Source organism: Bradyrhizobium sp. 197 (assembly GCF_023073375.1).
Classification (GTDB): domain Bacteria; phylum Pseudomonadota; class Alphaproteobacteria; order Rhizobiales; family Xanthobacteraceae; genus Bradyrhizobium.
In genome coordinates this window covers 11,471-28,402 of record NZ_JADPJJ010000030.1, presented here as the reverse complement: position 1 = coordinate 28,402, position 16,932 = coordinate 11,471, and the positions used below count along the sequence as shown (strand labels likewise).

Annotated in this window: 14 protein-coding genes; 9 read left to right on the top strand and 5 right to left on the bottom strand. The window is 64.6% G+C overall.

Going from position 1 to position 16,932, the window contains the following annotated elements:
• Positions 1–89: 89 nt before the first annotated feature.
• From IVB27_RS06675 to IVB27_RS06635, 9 genes are all read left to right on the top strand, one after another.
• Complete coding sequence (locus IVB27_RS06675; RefSeq protein WP_247442302.1) at positions 90–1,193, top strand: ABC transporter substrate-binding protein; 1,104 nt, start codon at positions 90–92, stop codon at positions 1,191–1,193.
• Positions 1,171–2,193 (top strand): ABC transporter permease, encoded by a 1,023-nt coding sequence (locus IVB27_RS06670; protein ID WP_247442300.1) that lies wholly within the window; start codon positions 1,171–1,173, stop codon positions 2,191–2,193. Before IVB27_RS06675 ends, IVB27_RS06670 begins: the two co-directional genes overlap by 23 nt.
• On the top strand, positions 2,187–2,987 hold the full coding sequence (locus IVB27_RS06665; protein ID WP_247442298.1) for an ABC transporter ATP-binding protein: 801 nt from the start codon (positions 2,187–2,189) through the stop codon (positions 2,985–2,987). Before IVB27_RS06670 ends, IVB27_RS06665 begins: the two co-directional genes overlap by 7 nt.
• Positions 2,981–4,153 carry an acyl-CoA dehydrogenase family protein gene (locus IVB27_RS06660; protein WP_247442295.1) on the top strand — a complete coding sequence of 391 codons (1,173 nt, stop codon included), beginning with the start codon at positions 2,981–2,983 and terminating at the stop codon, positions 4,151–4,153. Before IVB27_RS06665 ends, IVB27_RS06660 begins: the two co-directional genes overlap by 7 nt.
• A 28-nt stretch (positions 4,154–4,181) precedes the next feature.
• Positions 4,182–5,282 (top strand): LLM class flavin-dependent oxidoreductase, encoded by a 1,101-nt coding sequence (locus tag IVB27_RS06655; protein ID WP_247442293.1) that lies wholly within the window; start codon positions 4,182–4,184, stop codon positions 5,280–5,282.
• A complete protein-coding gene (locus IVB27_RS06650) occupies positions 5,279–6,217 on the top strand; it encodes an ABC transporter substrate-binding protein (protein WP_247442291.1) in 939 nt (312 codons plus the stop codon). Before IVB27_RS06655 ends, IVB27_RS06650 begins: the two co-directional genes overlap by 4 nt.
• Before the next feature lie 330 nt (positions 6,218–6,547).
• On the top strand, positions 6,548–7,393 hold the full coding sequence (locus IVB27_RS06645) for a CmcJ/NvfI family oxidoreductase (RefSeq protein WP_247442289.1): 846 nt from the start codon (positions 6,548–6,550) through the stop codon (positions 7,391–7,393).
• Positions 7,394–7,497: 104 nt separating this feature from the next.
• Positions 7,498–7,809, top strand: coding sequence for a septal ring lytic transglycosylase RlpA family protein (locus IVB27_RS06640; RefSeq protein ID WP_247442288.1), 312 nt, complete (start codon positions 7,498–7,500; stop codon positions 7,807–7,809).
• A 49-nt stretch (positions 7,810–7,858) separates the two neighbouring features.
• On the top strand, positions 7,859–9,028 hold the full coding sequence (locus tag IVB27_RS06635) for a Gfo/Idh/MocA family protein (protein ID WP_247442285.1): 1,170 nt from the start codon (positions 7,859–7,861) through the stop codon (positions 9,026–9,028).
• A 64-nt stretch (positions 9,029–9,092) separates the two neighbouring features.
• Here the strand turns inward: IVB27_RS06635 and IVB27_RS06630 are convergent, their stop codons facing one another.
• The 5 genes from IVB27_RS06630 to IVB27_RS06610 all read right to left on the bottom strand — a co-directional run bounded on the left by IVB27_RS06630 (position 9,093) and on the right by IVB27_RS06610 (position 16,931).
• Positions 9,093–10,403 (bottom strand): ABC transporter substrate-binding protein, encoded by a 1,311-nt coding sequence (locus tag IVB27_RS06630; protein WP_247442283.1) that lies wholly within the window; start codon positions 10,401–10,403, stop codon positions 9,093–9,095.
• Positions 10,404–10,559: 156 nt separating this feature from the next.
• Positions 10,560–13,073: an excinuclease ABC subunit UvrA gene (gene uvrA / locus IVB27_RS06625; protein ID WP_247442281.1), complete on the bottom strand. Its 2,514-nt coding sequence runs from the start codon at positions 13,071–13,073 to the stop codon at positions 10,560–10,562.
• 173 nt (positions 13,074–13,246) lie between these two features.
• Positions 13,247–14,485 carry an ABC transporter substrate-binding protein gene (locus tag IVB27_RS06620; RefSeq protein ID WP_247341481.1) on the bottom strand — a complete coding sequence of 413 codons (1,239 nt, stop codon included), beginning with the start codon at positions 14,483–14,485 and terminating at the stop codon, positions 13,247–13,249.
• A 38-nt stretch (positions 14,486–14,523) separates the two neighbouring features.
• On the bottom strand, positions 14,524–16,005 hold the full coding sequence (locus IVB27_RS06615) for an ATP-binding cassette domain-containing protein (protein WP_247442279.1): 1,482 nt from the start codon (positions 16,003–16,005) through the stop codon (positions 14,524–14,526).
• A complete protein-coding gene (locus IVB27_RS06610; protein ID WP_247341485.1) occupies positions 16,005–16,931 on the bottom strand; it encodes a branched-chain amino acid ABC transporter permease in 927 nt (308 codons plus the stop codon). Before IVB27_RS06610 ends, IVB27_RS06615 begins: the two co-directional genes overlap by 1 nt.
• Position 16,932: the final 1 nt, after the last annotated feature.

Below are 16,932 nucleotides of genomic sequence, written 5' to 3'. Positions count from 1 at the left end.
TTTTCTCTCAACGCAGCTCCGCACGGAACAGGCGCAACGCAAACTGTTGTGCAGACGGCGGAGCCGTGCCAGCGCAGGAGTGGGGACGGATGAACGACGACATCAAGCACGGCGGATCGAGGCTCGACCGGCGTCACCTGCTCCAGGCGGGGCTCGCGGCGGCATTCGCCGCGCCGCTCGGCGCCCTCGGTGCGGCACAGGCTTTTGTGCCGCGCGGGATTACGTCTGGCGTCGACTTCTCGGAATTTCCGCTGTGCCGGACGGCGTCAGATGCGCCCGCGCTCGCCGGTGCGCCGCGCAAATTGAAGCTGTCGTGGAATGCCGGCGCGGTCTGCCTTGCACCGCTGCCGGTCGCCATCGAGCACGGTTTCTTCCAGAAGCAGAATCTCGACGTCGAGCTCGTCAACTATTCCGGATCGACCGACCAGCTGCTAGAGGCGATCGCAACGGGAAAGAGCGATGCCGGTCTCGGCATGGCACTGCGCTGGCTGAAGCCGCTGGAGCAGGGCTTTGACGTCAAGATCGCCGCCGGCACCCATGGCGGCTGCATGCGCGTGCTGACGCGCGCCGACTCCAGCGTGAGCAAGCTGGCCGACCTCAAGGGCAAGATCGTCGCGGTCGGCGATCTCGGCGGCCCCGACAAGAACTTCTTTTCGATCCAGCTGGCAAAGCTCGGCATCGATCCCAACAAGGACGTCGACTGGCGCGCCTATCCCGGCAACCTCCTCAACGTCGCCGTCGAGAAAGGCGAGGTGCAGGCGTTCCTGTCGTCCGACCCACTCGGCTATCTCTGGCTCAAGGACAGCCAGTACAAGGAAGTCGCCTCCAATCTCGACGGCGAATACCGCGACAAGAGCTGCTGCATCGTCGGCTTGCGCGGCAGTCTGGTGCGCGAGGAGCCGCAGGTCGCGCGCGCCATCACGCAGGCGCTGCTCGACGCCGCCATGTTCACCTCGCAGAACCCGACAGTGGCGGCAAAATCGTTCCAGCCCTACGCGCCCAAGACGGCGTCGCTCGCCGATATCGAAGGCATGGTGCGCTACCACACTCACCACCATCACCCCGTCGGCGAAGTACTGAAGCGCGAGCTCAAGGCCTATGCCGACGATCTCAAGAGCGTGCAGGTCTTCAAACAGAGTACCGATACGGCCAAATTCGCGGAGCGCATCTATGTCGACGTATTCGCTGTCTGACGGCCTTGCTTCCGGCGCGCCGCGTCTCTCTCGCGCGCCGCTGCTTGCGAGCTGGGTCCGTGAATCCGGCGTTGGCATTCTCGCCAGCGTGGCGTGGATCGCCTTCGGCCTGTCCTGCCTGTGGTGGGAGGACGTCGGCGATTGGTCGCGAACCCATTCGCTCGGTATTGCCGCCTTTGTCATTGCGGCCGTCGCGCTGTTCGGGACCGTCGCCGCCGACTATCTTGGCTCGGCCGGCCGGGCCTTGCGCCAGCGTGCGCCGTGGCTCGTCGTGCTCGGCGTTTTCATGACCCTGTGGGAAGTCGCGACCGCGAAATTCGCCTGGCTGCCATTGCCGTTCTTCCCGCCGCCACAGTCGATCATCGAGGTCTATACAGACGATCTGCCAAAACTGCTCGACAGCGTGTTCGCCTCGGTCAAGCTCCAGCTCGGCGGCTATCTGATCGGCGCAACAGTCGGCTTCCTGACCGGCGTCTCGATCGGTTGGTCGCGCGCCGTCGGCTATTGGGTGCATCCGGTGCTGCGCTTCATCGGCCCGCTGCCGGCGACCGCCTGGCTGCCGATCGCCTTCTTCACCTTCCCGTCGAGCTGGAGCGCCTCGACCTTTCTGATTGCGCTGGCAACCGGCTTCCCGGTCACCGTGCTGACTTGGTCGGGCGTCGCGAGTGTGAGCAACGCTTATTACGACGTCGCGCGGACGCTCGGCGCAAAGCCGTCCTTCCTGGTGTTGAAGGTCGCCATCCCCGCGGCATTGCCGCATGTCTTCGTCGGCCTGTTCATGGGGCTCGGCTCGTCCTTCGCCGTATTGGTCGTCGCCGAGATGATCGGCGTCAAGGCCGGGCTCGGCTGGTACCTGCAATGGGCGCAGGGCTGGGCGGCTTACGCCAACATGTATGCGGCTCTGATCGTGATGTCGCTGCTCTGCTCCGGCGCGATCACGCTGTTGTTCGCGATCCGCGATCGCCTGCTGGTCTGGCAGAAGGGAACCGTAAAATGGTAGCCGCAACTGCGCTCGCCGAAGTCGACGCTCACCCGGCCGCCGGTGCCGCGCTCGACATCGAGCAGGTCAGCCACGCCTTCGACATCGACGGTGCCGAGCTGCCGGTGCTCAGCGACGTCAGCATCTCCGTGGAGCCGGGCGAGTTCGTCGCGCTGCTCGGCCCCTCCGGCTGCGGCAAGTCGACCTTGCTGCGCCTCGTCGCAGGCCTCGACAAACCCAGGTCCGGAACGCTGCGCGAGGACGACAGCCGCATCCGAAGCCCGCATCCCTCGCGCGTCGTCGTGTTCCAGGATCCGACACTGTTTCCCTGGCGCACGGTCTGGGACAATGTCGCGCTGGGACCGGAGGCGCAGGGAATTTTGAAGAGCCAGCGTCATCGCGTCGATGCCGCGCTCGATCTCGTGGGGCTATCTTCCTTCCGCAATGCCTATCCGCATCAGCTCTCAGGCGGCATGGCGCAGCGCGTCGCGCTGGCCCGCGCGCTGGTCAACGATCCCAAAATCCTCATCCTCGACGAACCGCTCGGCAAGCTCGATTCGCTGACCCGCATCACCATGCAGGCCGAACTGGTCTCGTTGTGGCAGCGCAAGGGTTTTACCACGCTGCTGGTGACGCATGACGCCGAGGAGGCGCTGGTGCTCGCCAACCGCGTCATCGTGTTCAGCGACCGCCCGGCGCGGGTCAAGGCCGACATCCGTGTCGACCGGCCCTATCCGCGCCATCGCGGCGATCCGTATCTGGCCGATCTGCGCCGCCAGATTCTTGGCCTGCTGGGACTGGACGCCACATGGTGAGTTCGATAGCCAAGGGGCGCGTGGGCCATAGCGAGCCCGACTACATCGCACGTGCCGAGGCGCTGGCCGGGGCCTTCGCCGCGCGCGCGGCCGAACACGACCGCACCGCCAGCTTCCCGTTCGAGAATTTTCGCGAGCTGTCCGAGGCAGGCCTGCTGTCGCTGACGGTGCCGGCCGCCCATGACGGGGCCGGAGCGGGCGCACAATACGCCGCACGCGTCCTCGGCATCATCGGCAAGGCCGATCCGTCGACCGCGCTGGTGCTGTCGATGCACTACATCAATCATCTGGTGATGGCACGGAGCCCGACCTGGCCGGCGCGACTGTCGCGCAAGCTTGCGCGCGAGAGCGTCGAAGGCCTTGCGCTCGTCAACGCACTTCGCGTCGAGCCCGAACTGGGCTCGCCAGCGCGCGGCGGACTGCCAGCGACCATTGCACGTCGCACCGAAACCGGCTGGCGGCTCTCCGGTCACAAGATCTATTCGACGGGATCGCCGATCCTGAAATGGTATCTGGTGTGGGCGCGGACGGACGAGGCCGAGCCGCGCGTCGGACAATTTTTGGTGCCGGCGGGCCTGCCGGGCACCCGCATCGTCGAGACCTGGGATCATCACGGCCTGCGCGCCAGCGGCAGCCACGACGTCATCTTCGACGACGTCGTGATCCCCCTCGATGCGGAAGTCGATGTGCGCAAGCCGGCGGACTGGCGCGCACCTGATGTCGCGCAGGCGACCGTCCACACGATCTTCGTCGCCGCGATCTATGACGGCGTGGCGCTGGCTGCGCGCGACTGGCTGGTCGCGTTCCTGAAGCAGCGGGTGCCGGCCAGCCTCGGCGCGCCGCTTGCGACCTTGCCGCGCGTGCAGGAGATCCTCGGCGCGATCGAGGCACGGCTCGCGGTCAATGCGCGGCTGATCGCATCCTTCGCCGGTGATTTCGATGACGGCATCGCGCTCTCTGCGGCCGAGTCCAACGTCATCAAGCTGACCGTGACCAACAACGCCGTCGCCGCGGTCGAGGACGCCTTGTCGCTGACCGGAAATCACGGCCTCTCCCGCGCCAATCCGCTGGAGCGGCACTATCGCGACGTCCTGTGCGGTCGCGTGCACACGCCGCAGGACGATTCCACGCGCACCGGCCTCGGCCGTGCCGCATTGGGACTCTAGCTTTCAGAAAACAAACAGGGAGACGATCATGTCGATCGAGTTCATCGGCTTCATCAGCAACAACAATTCGTCCGAGACCGTCGTCCGCGAAGGTCCGATCCTCAACCCGACCCACATCGAGACGGTGGCGAAGGCGCACGAGAATGCCGGCTTCGACCGCGCGCTGCTGGCGTTTCATTCAACGGCGCCCGATGCGCTTCAAGTCGCCCAGCACGTCCTCGGTGCGACCAGCCGCCTCAACGTGCTGATCGCGCAGCGCCCGGGCTTCACCGCCCCGACCCTGCTGGCGCGGCAATTTGCGGCGCTCGACCAGTTCTCCCGCGGACGCGTCGCGCTCCACGTCATCACCGGCGGCAACGCCACCGAGCTGCGGCAGGACGGCAATACGCTGGACGATAAGGACGAGCGCTACGCGCGCACCTCGGAATTTCTTGATGTCCTCAAGCTGGAATGGACCAGCGACAAGCCCTTCACCTACAAGGGCAAGCACTATCAGGTCGAGAACGCTTTTTCGCAGGTCAAGCCGTATCGCCCAGAGGGCATCCGGGTCTATTTCGGCGGCGCCTCGGATGCGGCGATCGACGTCGCCGGCAAGCACGCCGACACGTTCGCGCTGTGGGGTGAATCCTATGCGCAGGTGCGCGACGTCACCTCACGCGTCCATAACGCGGCCGTCAGGCAGGGCCGTCCGACGCCACGCTTCAGCCTCTCGGTGCGGCCGATCATTGCCTCGACCGAGAAGCAGGCCTGGGAAAAGGCGGAAGAGCTTCTTGCGCGCGCCACCGCGCTCCAGGACAAGACCGGCTACCGCAAACCCGCCGACGGTCACGCCACGGCCGGCGCGCGGCGACTGCTCTCGCTTGCCGACCAGGGCAGCCGCATCGACAAGCGGCTCTGGACCGAGATCGCAAAGCTCACCGGCGCCAACAGCAACACGACGGCGCTGGTCGGTACGCCGGAGCAGGTCGCGGAAGTCTTCGGCGACTATTACGACCTCGGCATCAGCCATTTCCTGATCCGCGGCTTCGATCCCCTGATCGACGCCATCGAGTATGGGCGCGAGCTGATTCCACTGACGCGCGAGCTGGTCGCCAAGCGTCAGGCCGTTCGCGGCGAGGCGGCGGAATGATCCGCCTCATGCTAGCCGGCGCGCTGCTGTTCGGCTCGTTCGAGCTGGCGGCGGCGCAGACCACCTTGCGCGTCGGCGACCAGAAGGGCAATTCGCAGGCGGTCATGGAAGCCGCTGGCGTGCTCAAGGACGTTCCGTACAAGATCGAATGGAAGGAGTTTCCGGCGGCTGCGCCACTGCTGGAAGCGCTGAGCGCCGGCGCAATCGAGACCGGTCTCGTTGGCGATGCACCCTTCACCTTCGCCGCCGCCTCCGGCGCGCCGGTGAAAGCGATTGCCGCGATCCGGCAGACGCGCGAGGGTCTCGCCATTCTCGTGCCCGAGGCCTCGCCAATCAAGAGCTTCGCCGATCTCCGCGGCAAGAAGATCGCAACGGGCCGCGGCTCGATCGGCCATCAACTGATCCTGGCCGCGCTCGAGAAGAACGGCTGGAGTGCGGCCGACGTGCAGATCGCGTTCCTGGCGCCGTCCGATGCCAAGATCGCCTACACGCAAGGCTCGGTCGACGCGTGGTCGACCTGGGAGCCTTATGTCAGCCAGGAGGAGGTGCTGTTCAAATCGCGCCGCGTCATCACCTCGGAGGGCCTGACACCGGGGCTGAGCTTTCAAGTGGCGCGGCCTGATGCCATCCGCGACAAGCGCGCGGAGCTGACCGACTTCATCCGGCGCCTCACCGCGGCGCGGGCGTGGTCGCTGAACAATGTCGAGAGCTATGCCGCGACCTGGGGCAGGCTGATGAACATCCCGGCCGCCGTGCCGCAGAAGTGGCTGTCACGCGCAAAGATCAGGATCGCGCCGATCGACGACGGCGTGGTCGCGGACGAGCAGAGCACGATTGATCTCTATTTTCGCTGGGGCCTGATCAAGCAGAAGCTGGATGCGACCGAGATCGTGGATCGCTCGTTCTCGGATGCGATCGCGAAGGCGGGCTTGTAGGAACAGCTCTCGTGTCCCGGACGCGGCGCAGCGTGCAACGCTGCTCCGCAGAGCCGGGACCCATGCCACGCAAGATCGATCTCGGTTAGATGGGCCCCGGCTCTGCGGCGCACCACTGCGTGATGCGCCGCGTCCGGGGCACGAGACCTTGCGCGCACCTCAAGCGTCCGTGAAATGAGAACGACGCATTTCACGCGATAGCTCTTCGCGAAACGTTCCTTCTGCATTCCTCGCTCTCGACAACACCCCCATTGCTATTTGCACCGTCTCCCTTGCGCCACGCGCGGTCCCCTCAAAAATCATCCAGACGACCACATCGGGAGACCGGCCATGGGCCTGCAAGAAACAAAGATCGAATCGCTTCCCTTCGTCACCGCCGAACTCAACTATCTCGCGCCGGTTTCGGGCAAACCGCGCACCTACGCCTTCGATCCGCCGCCGGGCGAGCCCAAAAGCACGTCGTTGCCGGAGCCGCATCAGGTGCCGATCTTCGATGCGCGCCTGATCGCGCAAAATATCTCGCTCGATCGCGAAGGCTTTGCGCTGGTGCGGCATCCGACCCTGGTGAAGGATTTCAACAACGACGAAGAGGTGAGGGTGGTCTACTATCCCGCCGTCGAGGCCTTCCTGCGCGCAACGCTGAAAGCCGACCGCGTCTTTATCTTCGACCATACCGTGCGCAGGCGGGTCGAGGGCGCCGCGGACATTCGCGACGGCGGTCCGCGTCAGCCGGCAACGCGCGTCCATGTCGACCAGACCGCAATCTCCGGCGCCAATCGCGTGCGCGAACATCTGCCCGACGAAGCCGAAGAGCTGCTGAAGGGACGCGTGCAAGTGATCAACCTCTGGCGGGCGATCCGCGGCCCCTTGCGCGATTCACCCTTGGCGATGGCCGACGGCATGACGGTTGCGCCCGACGATCTCGTCGCCTCCGATCTGATCTATCCCAACCGTCGCGGCGAGACTTATTCGGTGAAATACAATCCGAACCATCGCTGGTTCTATTTCCCCGAGATGACGGCCGAGGAAGCGCTGCTGCTCAAGTGCTACGATTCCGCAACCGATGGCCGCACGCGCTTCGGGCCTCACACGGCCTTCGTCGATCCGACCACGCCGGCGGATGCGGCGCCGCGCGAGAGCATCGAGGTCCGGACGCTCGTGTTCCACAAACGGTAACAATGTGTGATGGCGCTGCCGGGCGTCGCCCGGCAGCGGCTCAGGAACCCACGGGAACCAACAAACGTTTGCTGCGCGGGCCAGGGCCAACCGGGAGCGGTGCCGTGCGAGCGCAGACCACGCTATTTTCTTGCCTTGCCACTTTTTCGCTTTCTGCTGTTTCCTTTGCCCACGCCGAGAGCGGGCTTGCCTCCTATTACGGATACGGAAAAGCCGGGAAAGGCGAGCTGACCTGCGCGCACCGGACGCGGCCCTTCGGAAGCGTGCTGACGGTGTCTTACGGGAGCCGCTCGATTCAGTGCCGCGTCAACGATCGCGGCCCGTTCATCCGCGGCCGTATCGTTGACCTCTCCGTTCCCGCCGCTCGTGCGCTGGGCATGATGAGCGCCGGCGTGGTGCGGGTCTCGGTGGAATAGGCCTGCCGGCGCGCTATAGTGCGGCCCAAAGCATGGGTAAGGGGACGCTATGGCAAAGATCAGGGTGGGACTCGTCGGCTGCGGCTTCGTGTCGGAGCTGCATATGTATGCGTTCCGGCGCGTCTACGGCGTGGATGTCGAGGTCGCGGCGGTCGCTGCGCGCGGCGACCGCGTCGCCGAATTCGCCGGCCGCCACCAGATCCCGCGGGTCTATCGCAGCTTCACCGAGCTGATCGCAGACCGCGAACTCGACGTCATCGACATCTGCACGCCGCCCAATCTGCATGCCGAAATGATCGTGGCCGCCATGCAAGCCGGCAAGCACGTGATCTGTGAAAAACCCTTCGCCGGCTATTTTGGCCGCGCGGGCGACGAGCAGCCGATCGGGAAGCATGTGCCGAAGGCGCTGATGTACGAGCGCGTGCTGGAGGAGATGGACGCGACACGGGCCGCGATCGAACGTACCGGAAAGCTCTTCATGTATGCCGAGGACTGGATCTACGCACCCGCGGTGACCAAGACCGCGGAGATCATCAGGGCGACGAAAGACAAAATCCTGTTCATGAAGGGCGAGGAGAGTCATTCCGGCTCGCATGCGGCCCATGCCGCGCAATGGGCGATGACCGGCGGCGGCTCGTTGATCCGGATGGGCTGCCATCCGCTCTCCGCCGTGCTGTATCTCAAGCAGGTCGAAGCCAAGGCGCGCGGCGAGACTATCCGCGTCGCCAGCGTCACCGGCGATGTCGGCAATGTCACGGCCAACCTCAAGCCGGAGGAGCGCACTTACATCAAGGCCAATCCCGTCGACGTCGAGGATTGGGGCACACTCACCGCCACCTTCTCGGACGGTACCAAGGCCACGGTGTTCTCCGGCGACATGATCATGGGCGGCGTGCGCAATCTGATCGAGACCTATACGTCAGGCGGCTCGCTGTTCGCCAACATCACGCCGAACACGCATCTGATGAGCTACCAGACCTCCGAAGAGAAGCTCGCCTCGGTCTACATCACCGAAAAAGTCGACCGCAAGACCGGCTGGCAATATGTCTGCCTCGAGGAGGAATGGACGCGCGGCTATCTCCAGGAAATCCAGGACTTCATGGAATGCGCCGCGAGCGGAAGGCCGCCGCTGTCGGACCTGGCGCTGGCGTATGAGACGATCAAGGTGAACTACGCCGGGTATTGGGCGGCGGAGGAGGGGCGAAGGGTGGTGTTGTAGGGCGAGCGGCGAGCCACCCTCTCCCACAAGGGAAGAGGGACGCACCGTCTGCGCGGCTTCAATCCTACGTCCCGTAAGTCGATCCCTTCGGCAGTGGAAACACCGGGTCTTGCGTCCTGATGTTCGTTGGCCACACCACCGAGATGTGCTCGCCGGCGTTCTGCATCACGACCGGGGTCGAGCGTTCGTTCTGGCCGGAAAGCGGCGTGCCGGGCGGGAAGAATTTCACGCCGTAGCCCTGGATGGTGCCGCCGGCGGGGATGTCGACGTCGAGCGCGGCTTTGCGAATGGCCTCGGGCTCGAAGCTGCCGTACTTCTCCTTGGCGACCGGCAGCACGTTGTTGATCAGCACCCAGGTCTGGTTGAAACCCATCGAGCAGTGCGGCGGCACGTCGGTCGCGCCGGTCTTGGCCTGGTAGCGCGAGACCATGGTCTTGATCAGATCGCCGATTCCAGGCGCAAGCTTGGCCGGATCGAGCAGCTGCGCCGGCACCGGATCGATGTTGCAGAAATTGTCGATGTCTGCGCCGAAAGTCGCGCGCAGCTTGTCGAGCTGGCTATAGCCGGCGCCCGCGCCGAACAGCATCTTGAAGCGCAGGCCGCTCTCGCGGGCCTGGCGCAGGAACAGGGTGATGTCGGGGTTGTAGCCGGCATGCGAAATCACGTCGGCCTTGGCGCGTTTGATTTTTGTGACCAGCACCGACAAATCCGGGGCCGAAGCCGAATAACCCTCTTTCAGCACGATCTGAAGTCCGGCTTCTTTCGCATAGGCCTCGTCTGCGGCGGCGACGCCAACACCGTAAGGGCCGTCCTCGTGGATCAACGCGATCTTGACGTCCTTTGGCTCCATGCCGAGCTTGGCTTTGGCGTGCTCGCTCATAAAGCCGGCAAAGGCCTGTCCATATTGGTCGGAATGGATCTGCGCGCGAAAGACATATTGCAGGTTCTTGTCCTTGAACACGGCGGTCGAGACCGCGGTCGTGATCCAGAGGATCTTCTTCTGCTGCTCGACCTTCGCCGCCATCGGCACCGCATGCGCGCTGGAATAGACGCCGTTGATGATGTCGATCTTTTCCTGGCTGATCAGCCGCTCGGCCTCGTTGATCGCGACATCGGCCTTGCTCTGCGAGTCCGCCGCGACCGGCACGATCTTGGTCTTGCCGCCGATGCCGCCTTTTTCGTTGACGAGGTCGATGGCGATCTGTGCGCCGACCGAGGAGGCGACCGAGCCGCCGGCGGCGAACGGGCCGGTGAGGTCGTAGATCAGGCCGATGCGCAAATTCTCGGCTTGCGCCTGGGCCCTTGTCCAATCGAGGCTGAGTGCGGCGGCAGCAGCCGCCGAGCTCTTCAGCAGCTGCCTGCGTGAAGTCGGCATCCTATCCTCCCTCAAAAACCGTCCGATGACTGGTCTTGCTTATCTTTTTGCGAAGTATGGGGAGCGGGACGGCGGAAAGTCAACATGGCGAAAGTCGGGGTCCCTCCTCCGCGGCGCAGAACGCAATTGCGAAATGAGTGGCGATGAGATCGTGCGCTACTGTTTCAAGCGACCGGCAAGGTAATTTGCGGTCTTCCCGCCGGCTTCGGCGATCCGATGCGGTGTCCCCGATGCCACGATACGGCCGCCCTCGTCACCGGCGCCGGGGCCGAGATCGATGATCCAGTCGCTGTGAGAGACGACATCCATGTCATGCTCGACCACGATCACGCTGTTGCCGGCCTCCACGATCCGCTCGAGCTGAGCGATCAGCCGCTCGACATCCTGCGGATGAAGACCGGTGGTCGGCTCGTCGAGGACGTAGAGCGTGTGACCGCGTTGCGGCCGCATGAGCTCGGTCGCGAGCTTGATGCGCTGGGCTTCGCCGCCCGACAATTCGGTGGCGGACTGGCCAAGGCGGATATAGCCGAGGCCAACCTCGCGGACGACCGATAGCGAGCGGTTCAGTGTTGGATCTGCGCGGAAGAATTCGTAGGCCGCGTCGACGCGCATCGCCAGCACGTCCGCGATGGATTTTCCGCGGATCTTCACCTCGAGCGTCTTGTCGTTGTAGCGCGCGCCCTTGCAGGTCGGGCAGGGCGCATAGACGCTGGGCAGGAACAGAAGCTCGACGCAGACAAATCCTTCGCCCTCGCAGGTGCTGCATCGGCCTTTCGCGACATTGAAGGAGAAGCGTCCGGCATCGTAGCGGCGGGATTTTGCGTGCGGCGTCGCGGCGAACAGCTTCCGGACATGGTCGAACAGGCCGGTATAGGTCGCTAGGTTGGATCGCGGCGTGCGGCCGATCGGCTTCTGATCCACCACGACGAGGCGATTGATCTGGTCGAGGCCGCCAACAATCTTGCCGCCCAATGTCTCGACCGTAGGTGCCAGGCTGTCGTCGTCCGCTTCCGCGCCACGTGTATGGCCGAGATGCTCCGCCAAGGCATCGACGAGGAATTGGCTGATCAGGCTCGATTTGCCGGAGCCCGACACGCCGGTCACGCTGGTGAGAACACCCAGTGGGATATCGACGCTGAGGCTGTGAAGATTATTCCGGGTCACCCCCCGGACTTTCAGATGCCCCTTCGGCGCGCGACGGACCGTCGGCAGCGGCTTTCGTGGATGCGTGAGATAACGAGCGGTTCGCGATTGTTCGATTTGGCCAAGCCCACCGGCTGGCCCACTGTAGAGGATGCTCCCGCCGCCTTCGCCGGCGTCAGGGCCGACATCCACCAGCCAATCGGCATGCCGGATCACCTCGATCTCGTGCTCGACCACGAAGATTGAATTGCCCACGTGCTTCAGCCGGTCCAGCGCCCGCAGCAGCGCTTCGGTGTCGGCGGGATGCAAGCCTGCGGAGGGCTCGTCGAGCACGTAGACGACGCCGAACAGGTTGGAGCGGACCTGCGTCGCAAGTCGCAGCCGCTGCAACTCGCCCGGCGACAGCGTCGGCGTGCTGCGCTCGCAAGCGAGATAGCCGAGGCCGAGGTCGAGCAGGACGGCTAGTCGCGCCGACAGATCCTCGCTGATGCGCCTGGCGACGATGGTCTTCTCCGATGCCCCTTCCGTCGATGCCCTTGCGAACGGCTTTATCACCTCCTGCAGCTGCTTGAGCGGCAGATGCGACATCTCGGCGATATTGAGGCCGGCGAATTTGACCTTCAGCGCCTCGGGCTTCAATCGCGTGCCGTGGCAGGTCGGGCAGTCCTGGGTGATCATGAATTGCGCGACGCGGCGCTTCATCATCGCACTCTCCGACTTGGCATAGGTCTGCATCACGTAGCGCTTTGCGCCGGTGAAAGTGCCCTGATAGCTCGGCTCCTCCTTGCGGCGAAGGGCTCGTTTGACCTCGGCCGCAGTGTAACCGGCATAGACCGGAACGGTCGGCTGCTCCTCCGTGAACAGGATCCAGTCGCGGTTCTTTTTGGGCAGCTCACGCCAGGGCTTGTCCACGTCGTAACCGAGCGTCGTCAGGATGTCCCGGAGGTTCTGCCCCTGCCAGGCACTCGGCCAGGCCGCGACGGCGCGCTCGCGGATGGTCCTGGTGTCGTCGGGCACCATGGATTTTTCGGTGACGTCGAGCATCCTGCCGATACCGTGACAGGTCGGGCAGGCTCCTTCCGGCGTGTTCGGCGAGAACGATTCCGCATAGAGCATCGGTTGTCCGCGCGGGTAATCGCCGGCACGGGAGTAGAGCATCCTGAGCAGGTTCGAGATGGTGGTCACGCTGCCGACAGACGACCTCGTCGTCGGCGCGCCGCGCTGCTGCTGGAGCGCTACGGCGGGCGGCAGGCCTTCGATGTCGTCAACCTCTGGGATTTGCATCTGGTGGAACAGCCGCCGCGCGTAAGGCGACACCGATTCCAGATATCGACGCTGCGCCTCGGCATAGATCGTTCCAAAGGCGAGCGAGGATTTCCCTGATCCCGACACGCCCGTGAACACGACGAGGGCGTTGCGGGGAATGCGAACGTCGACGTTCCTGAGGTTGTGCTCACGCGCGCCTCGCACACGAACGAAGCCGTCGTCCTGCATCAGTCTATCGGGTTGTCTTGGTCGGTCGTCCATCTGGCTGTTCCAGCCGCGCATAGGAGGTTAACGGCAAGATCGCAGGATGGGTCCTCCGATGCCAGCGCACCAGCTGCGTTCTGCACAAAGCGAAGGCCCGTCGCAGTTGAAGCGACGGGCCTTGCAAGGGTGATGGGGCGCTCGGTACCGAGCCCGGCGCCCAGCCCGAAGTGCTACTGCGACAGCTTCACGAAGCTCGGAAACTTCAGCTTGCCCTCCGCGATCTTCTCGGGCCAGACCACGATCTGCTTGCTGTCCTGCCACTGGAAGACCAGACCGGATACGGTCGTGGGACCGGACTTGATGCCGTGGGTGAACTCGTCGTCCTTGCCGTAGAACTGGATGCGGCCGATCGTGCCCTCGTAGTCGGTCTTTTCGAGCTCGGTGACCATCTTGTCGGGATCGGTCGAGCCCGCGCGCTTGATCGCCTCCGTGATGAAGTAGACCTCGTCATAGGCGGTGTAGCCGGTATAGGCCGGCGGCGAGCCGAACTTGGCCTGGAACGCCGCCGCGAACGGCTTTGTCTTGGAGGTCACGGCGACGTCGGGCGTGGCGACCGCCAGCGACGGCACTCCGTCGGCGGCACCATTGGTGTCCTTCCAGAAAGTCGGGCTCAGCGCCTGCGCGCTGATGCCGAACATCGGGATCGGCACTTGCTGGTTCTTCCACTGCACCGTCGGCTGCACGCCGACATGAGAGATGCCGGTGACGATCACGTCCGGCTTCTTGCCCTCGATGTTGTTGAAGATCGGAGTGAAGTCGGTGGTGTCGGGCGAGAACCGCACATGCTCGACGACCTTCAGGCCTGCTTTCGGAAGGCAGGCCTCGTAGCCAACGTCGAGCGGCTTGGTCCAGGCCGCGTCCTCGCTCATGATCGCGGCCGTCTTGAACTTGAGCTTGTCCACGAGCAAGTCCTTGGCAGCGTCGCAGACGAGCTGGGCTTGCGCCGCCGAGGTCAGATAGCCGTGGAAGGTGTACTTGTTCTTCTCGTAGTCGTTGTGGATCGCCTTGGTGATCTCGTTCGAGGCCGCGCCGGGCGTGATCAGCGGCATCTTCAGCCGCGCCGCCCAGGGCTCGAGCGCCAGCACGACTTCGCTGATATAGCTCGCGATCACGGCCGACACCTTGTCCTCGCTCACGGCACGCTGGAAGGCGCGCACCGAGTCCGCCGAGGAGCTCTTGTTGTCGTAGGTCACGATCTCGATCTTGCGGCCGAGGATGCCGCCTTTGGCGTTGATCTCGTCGGCGGCGATCTGCGCGCCGCCGGGCGTCGCGGCGCCCGCGATCGACTGCACTTCGGCGATGACGCCGATCTTGATCGGATCATTCGACTGCGCGTAGGCGGGGGCGGCGAGGCACAGCGCCAGCGCAGAGGTGAGGAGGCTGCTGCCGAGAATCGTAGATAGTCGCATGGTCGTTTCCCTTCTTGTTTTGTTGTTGGTGCCGTGAATTACAGGAAATCGGCGCCAGCCTCCGCGGCGAAGCGGCCGGGATCGCCCTCCCAGACGATCCTTGCATGTTCGAGCACATAGACGCGGTCGGCATGCGGAAGCGCGAAGGTCACGTTCTGCTCGCCGAGCAGCACCGTGATCGACGTCGTCTGCCGCAGTTTCGTTAACGCCTTGGACAGGAGTTCGAGGATGACAGGGGCGAGGCCCAGCGTTGGCTCGTCCAGGATCAGGATCTGCGGCTGCATCATCAGCGCGCGGCCGATCGCGAGCATCTGCTGCTCGCCGCCGGAGAGCGTCTGAGCCATTTGGCCCTGGCGTTCCTTCAGGATCGGGAACAGCTCGAACAGCCAGGCGAGCTGCGTCGCGCGCTTGTCGTCGGTCAGATGTTGACCGCCGAGATCGAGGTTTTCCCGAACACTCATCTCGCCGAACAATTCTCGCGATTCCGGGCACTGCACAAGACCGCTGCGCGCGATCTTGGCCGGCGTCGTGCCGCGCAGCTTCTCGCCTCCGCGCACGATCTCGCCGCTATAAGGCAGGAAGCCGGAGATGGTGTTGAACAGCGTGGTCTTGCCGGCGCCGTTGAGACCGACGATCGAGACGAATTCGCCCTCGTGGACGTGGATCGAGACGTTCTCCAGCGCCTGCGCCTTGCCATAGAACACGCTGACATTCTCGACCTGGAGCAGCGGCACCTTGTCCTTGAAGCTGGTCTCGGGCCGCGCGTGGGTCTCGATAGCGCCGCCGAGATAGACCCGGCGCACGGTCTCGTTCTTCATGACGTCCTCGGCCTTGCCGGTGACGATCTCCTCGCCGAGATACATCGCGAGCACGCGGTCGACCAGGGCCGCGACGCTCTTGACGTTGTGGTCGACCAGCATCACCGCGCGGCCTTCGTCGCGAAAACTGCGGATCAGGTCGGAGAAGACGTCGACCTCGCCGCGCGTCAGGCCAGCGAAGGGTTCGTCAACCAGCACCACCTTCGGATCACGCGCGATCGCTTTCGCAAGCTCGAGCCGGCGCAGGTCGGCAAAGGGCAGCGTCGGCGGGCGGCGATTCATGACGGCGCCCAAACCGACGCGGTCGGCAATCCATTTGGCGCGCTCGACCAGCGCCTTGTCCGGGAACAGCATGAACAGGCTGTCCGGCAGCAGCGCCACCATGATGTTCTCCAGCACCGTCTGCCGGTTCAGCGGCCGCGAGTGCTGGAACACCATGCCAAAGCCCTTGCGCGCGATCTTGTGCGCGGGAAGGCCGGCGACGTTCTCGCCTTCGAAGATCACTTCGCCGGCGGTCGGGCGCTCGATGCCCATCACGCTCTTCATCGCGGTCGACTTGCCCGAGCCGTTCGGCCCGATGAGGCCAAAAATCTCGCCGCTATTGACCTCGAAGCCGAGGTTCTTCACCGCCGTCAATCCGCCGAAGCGCTTGGTCAGGCCGCGGACTTCCAGCACGACCCGGTTTGAAGTCTTCATATCCATCACGAGCGCGCCTCACGCGAGAGAGCCGCTCCGAGGAAGCCGCCGGGGAAGAACAGCACGACGAGAAGCGCGACCGCCGAGACGATGAAGGTCGCGAGCTCGCCGGTCGGCCTGAGGAATTCGCCGGCGACGATCAGGAAGATCGCGCCCAGCGCCGCGCCAAGTACCGTGCGTCGGCCGCCCAGCACGGCCGAGACGATGACGTTGACGCCGACCGCGACGTCGACCACGGTGCCGACCGAGGCGGTGCCGAAGTAGAACACCAGCAGCGCGCCTGACAACCCTGAGAAGAACGCGCTGACGATGAAGGCGGCAAGCTTGTGCTTGACGATGTTGAAGCCGAGCGCGCCGGCCTGCACCGGGTCCTGGCCGCTCGCCTGCAGCACCAGCCCGACCGGCGATTGCGACAGGCCGTAGAGGATCGCGGCCGAAATCGTCATGAAGCCAAGCGCGATCCAGTAGTTGGCGCCGGCGTTGATGGTGATGACATCCGGGATGGTCAGGCCGATCTCGCCGCCGGTGAGATCGGCAAACACCACGATGAAATTCTGCAGCATCAGCACCGCGACCAGCGTGGTCAGGCCGAAATACGGTCCGCGCACCCGAAGTGCCGGTAGCGCCAGCACGAGGCCGGCGATCACGGAGGCGAGCGCGCCGAGCACGATGCAGAGATAAACCGACCAGCCGAACTGGGCGTTCAGGATGCCGGCGGTGTAGGCGCCGACGCCGATCAGGAAGGTCGGCCCGAAATTGACCTCGCCGGCGAAGCCGAACAGCAGGTCCCAGGCCATCGCGAACACGCCGAAATAGAACGCGACGGTGAGCAGCCCGAGCACGTAGCCGGAGACGTAGAGCGGCAGCGTTGCCGCGATGATGACGAGGGCGAGCGAGATGAAGAACAGGCGTGTCGTAAAGAAGCTGGCCATC